Source organism: Falsihalocynthiibacter sp. BN13B15 (genome assembly GCF_041205415.1).
Classification (GTDB): domain Bacteria; phylum Pseudomonadota; class Alphaproteobacteria; order Rhodobacterales; family Rhodobacteraceae; genus Falsihalocynthiibacter; species Falsihalocynthiibacter arcticus.
Genome location: NZ_JBGFCE010000043.1, coordinates 1 through 3,200 on the forward strand (window position 1 = coordinate 1; position 3,200 = coordinate 3,200).

The following is a 3,200-nucleotide window of genomic DNA, read 5'->3' on the forward strand; positions in this document are numbered from 1 at the left end:
TCTAAACCTTCGATGAAATGCGTCATGAACAACCTCCATACCGAATACGGAAATTATAGCAGCATCTGGATCAAAATGGGGGAGTTTTCACACAGCCTCTCCGCATAGCCGCCATCGGCACCGACCGAAGCAAAGGTCAGCAACGACCCTAGAAATGGACGATCCTCTTGATATTTCCAAATGGTTTTGGGCTCTTTTAATCCGTTGGCATCTGGGCGCTTGGCGTTGATTGAGAAATTGCTATTTCCTCGTCATCCATTTCTTCCGGAATGCCCTCAAATAAAGGCGTTGAAAGATAACGCTCGCCCGTATCGGGCAGCATAACAAGGAGCGTCGTGCCTTTTGCTGCAGTTGCGGCAATTTGCATTGCCACGGCAAAAGTCGATCCTCCTGAGATGCCGGTAAAAATACCTTCCTCGGCTGCGAGGCGCCTAGACCATGAAATGCCTTCAGCACCTGCCACAGGAATTAGCTTGTCGTAGTAAGAACCGTCCAGTGCCTCTTGAAGGACGTACGGGATGAAGTCTGGTGTCCAGCCTTGAATCGGATGAGGTTCGAAGGACGGATGGCTTTCAGTCGGTTGATTATTTTCGTTTCTGGTGTTGACGTATCCCGATGCCACGATGGCCGAATTGGCGGGCTCGGTGAGGATGATCTTGGTGTCTGGCCTGCTTTCCCGCAGAACGCGCCCGACGCCTGATACTGTGCCGCCGGTGCCATAACCAGTCACCCAATAATCCAACCTCTGCCCGTCAAAATCGGCAAGTATTTCTCGGGCCGTCGTGCTCTCGTGTATGTCGGCGTTGTCGGGTGTCTCAAACTGGCTCGCCAGAAACCAACCATTTTCCTCGGCCAGTTCTTTGGCTTTGCTATACATACCAAACCCTTTCAAAGCACGAGGTGTAAGCACAACCTTTGCTCCGAAAAAGCGCATCAATCGTCGTCTCTCGACCGAAAAACTGTCTGCCATTGTTACAACGAGAGGATATCCCTTTGCCGCGCAAACCATCGCCAGACCGATGCCCGTATTTCCGGAGGTTGCCTCAATGATAGTTTGCCCAGGCTTCAGTCTTCCATCGCGCTCTGCGGCTTCAATGATATTGACCGCCAGACGGTCCTTGACTGACCCCGCTGGGTTGAAAGCTTCAAGTTTTACGTAAACTTGAACGTGGTCCGGTGCGATGTCGTTGATGCGCACAGTCGGTGTGTCGCCAATCGTATCAAGGATCGAAGAATAAACCGTTCCACGTCCTTCAGTTGTTCGAATTCCCATTGAATGTCCCTCAATCTCTTATTGCCGCCCAAACAAAAAGGGCGCGTTTCACAACTTTGACTGAAATATTACTGCCTCAAAGTCGCCTTCTGCCGTGTTGATCGTTCAACAGAGGTCCGCAGAGCCACTAAAAGGACTTGAGCGCATCTTGCAGCAAAGGCTCTGTCTGAGCCCTGAACGGTCTCTGCGTCTTCTCTTTCTACCTCACGCACGTCCGCCAACTCGGCAATTGCAAAAAAATAGCGATCAGGCGGGATTGCGTGCGGATATTACCCATGACGACGTGGGCGCCCAAATACCCTTCGCGTCCTGTTCTTGGCTTTCAAAGAAGGTACGCATCTCGCTCTCGATCTCCGGACGCTTGTCCTCAGCGAGGGCCTCTCCGGCCTCGCGAAAGACTTCGCCCCCTGGGCCAATAGCTAAAGCGAATGCAATGCATTCTTCTGGTGTTGTTCCAACCATGATCTTTTCGTCCACGCGGGTAAAAGTAACGTCTTCAAAACCTGCGCTTTTCATCATTAGTCCCGTCGTCTCCTGATTGCCCATTGAGAAAGGGCCAGGTCCGCAGGTATCTGCCTCTTCGCTCGGAGGCGGAAGATGCCGAAGGGTGATTTCCTTCGCTTCCTGCCATGCCGGATTGTCTTCGCGCCGACGCCAGACAATATGTGTCATCTGCCCCCCCGGCTTGAGCGCCAGACGCATCCGCCGCAATGCTGCTACCGGGTTTGTGAAGAACATCGTGCCAAAACGCGCAACAACAAAATCGAACTCATTCTCGGGTAGGGCGACTTCGGCATCCCCGCGAGAGAACTCGGCGTGCGATAGTTTTTTTGCGGCAGCGTCTTTTCTGGCGTCTTCCAAAAATGCATCGACGCAATCAATCCCAAGAACCCGCCCCTTGGGCCCAACAATCTCTGCTAATTGGAGCGACATATCTCCCCATCCGCACCCGACATCAAGAACGGACATCCCTTCTTTAATGGGCAAGTTTGGAATAACTGCTGCGGAATGGCGTGACAGCCCACCTTGGAGGATGTGCCGATATTTTGTAAATTTTGGCTCTAGGACAGAGTTCCAAAACTTCACAAAATCTGTGTCGTCTCTGTCAACATTTGCCATGCTGTAACCCCCGCTTTGTGAGCAGAGTATCATAAATGTGTAGATATTCCTAATTCACGCGCGAAACCCTAGCCAAGGTAACTCCGCTCAGCGGCTTGCATAGGAACGCAACCGGTGCAGAAGTTTCGCTTGGTCCTGCATAGCGGACATTGATACAGCATAATTAAGACACCGATGACCGCTAAGTGGGGCAGGCTCATCTGATCGACGCAACACATGCATTGAAACGCTCTGCGGGTGTTTCGTATCCCAGCGACTTTCGAGGTCGTTCGTTAAGCGGTCTTGCGACAGCACTCAACTTTGCTTGACTATGTATCGCCAAATCCGTGCCCTTTGGGAAGTATTGTCGCAGCGAGCGATTGGTATTTTCATTTGAGCCGCGCTGCCATGCATTGCCCGGCAGTCGCTGCTTGCAGCGATGAGAGGGGCTGTGAGGGTCGCATGAAAAGATATCGATCTCCGTCGCCAAAGTGAATGTCTTGTACCCCGCCATCTCTAATCCGTGATTCCAAGTCAGTGACCGATAAGGCACTGTCAGAGGAAACTGACTTGAGCGGCGCAAAGCAACGAATTAACCCTTTGCATATGAAAAAACGCTCTCCCTTTCGCTATTTCAAAACAAGCCCCGAGATTATCCGTCTTGCAGTAATGCTTTACGTGCGGTTCCCACTATCCTTTCGAAACGTAGAGGATTTACTCCACGAACGAGGGATCGACGTCAGCCATGAGACGGTCCGATTTTGGTGGAACCGGTTTGGCCCATTGTTTGCTTCAGAAATTCGTCGGAAACGGGTTCAGCAACTGCGGA

2 protein-coding genes and 2 pseudogenes are annotated in these 3,200 nt (G+C 51.8%); 1 reads left to right on the forward strand and 3 read right to left on the reverse strand.

The genetic code is table 11. The features are described from left to right. Positions 1 to 196 precede the first annotated feature (196 nt). From cysK to AB9F26_RS21980, 3 genes and pseudogenes are all read right to left on the reverse strand, one after another. Positions 197 to 1,273 carry a cysteine synthase A gene (gene cysK / locus AB9F26_RS21970; RefSeq protein WP_369758096.1) on the reverse strand — a complete coding sequence of 359 codons (1,077 nt, stop codon included), beginning with the start codon at positions 1,271 to 1,273 and terminating at the stop codon, positions 197 to 199. A gap of 246 nt (positions 1,274 to 1,519) precedes the next feature. Next, positions 1,520 to 2,392 (reverse strand): class I SAM-dependent methyltransferase, encoded by an 873-nt coding sequence (locus AB9F26_RS21975; protein ID WP_369758097.1) that lies wholly within the window; start codon positions 2,390 to 2,392, stop codon positions 1,520 to 1,522. 196 nt (positions 2,393 to 2,588) lie between these two features. Beyond that, a pseudogene (locus AB9F26_RS21980) lies at positions 2,589 to 2,918 on the reverse strand (transposase); the annotation flags it as partial. A 59-nt stretch (positions 2,919 to 2,977) separates the two neighbouring features. On the opposite strand from AB9F26_RS21980, the pseudogene AB9F26_RS21985 reads away from it, so the two are divergent. Then, a pseudogene (locus tag AB9F26_RS21985) lies at positions 2,978 to 3,200 on the forward strand (IS6 family transposase); the annotation flags it as partial.

Bases quoted from the DNA above. Each gene is read 5' to 3' on its own strand.
- cysK (WP_369758096.1), bottom strand. From the start codon at position 1,273: ATGGGAATTCGAACAACTGAAGGACGTGGAACGGTTTATTCTTCGATC.
- AB9F26_RS21975 (WP_369758097.1), bottom strand. From the start codon at position 2,392: ATGGCAAATGTTGACAGAGACGACACAGATTTTGTGAAGTTTTGGAAC.